Source organism: Dyella sp. 01L423 (assembly GCF_056399945.1).
In genome coordinates, this window is the sequence record NZ_JBFTSI010000047.1 from 1 (window position 1) to 433 (window position 433).

The following is a 433-nucleotide window of genomic DNA, read 5'->3' on the forward strand; positions in this document are numbered from 1 at the left end:
AGAAAAGGTTGATCAGCACGCCGATAATGGCCGCTTCGTCGCCCATCACCAGCGTATCGTCGGGCAATTCGCGCGTGACCTTTACGCCGCGCAACTCGTGCGCGGTCAGCCGGACCGATGAGTCGAGCGCCTTCTCGAACAGGAACGGGGTGCCCTCCACCTCGGCCCCCGGCTTGCGGTAGGCGAATGTCTTCAGGTCGGAGACGATATGCTGGATGCGCTGCATGCCCTGCTTGGCATCGACCAGGCATTCCTCGAGGCCCGGCTCGTTCTTGGTGACCGGTTCCTCCATGGCCACCTCGATCGCCATCAGGCAGAAGTTCACCGGATTGTTGACTTCGTGCAGCAACCCCGCCGCCAGCGTACCGATGGCCGCCATCTTCTCCTGCTGGAGCATCTGGCCCTTGATATCGACCAGCTTGCGGTTGATGAC

The 433-nt window shown here is 61.9% G+C and carries 1 protein-coding gene; it reads right to left on the reverse strand.

Annotated features, from left to right (window positions below):
- Positions 1-433, reverse strand: a 433-nt coding sequence (locus tag AC1DMY_RS20995; RefSeq protein WP_477166774.1) for a sensor histidine kinase, incomplete at both ends; no start/stop codon positions are given.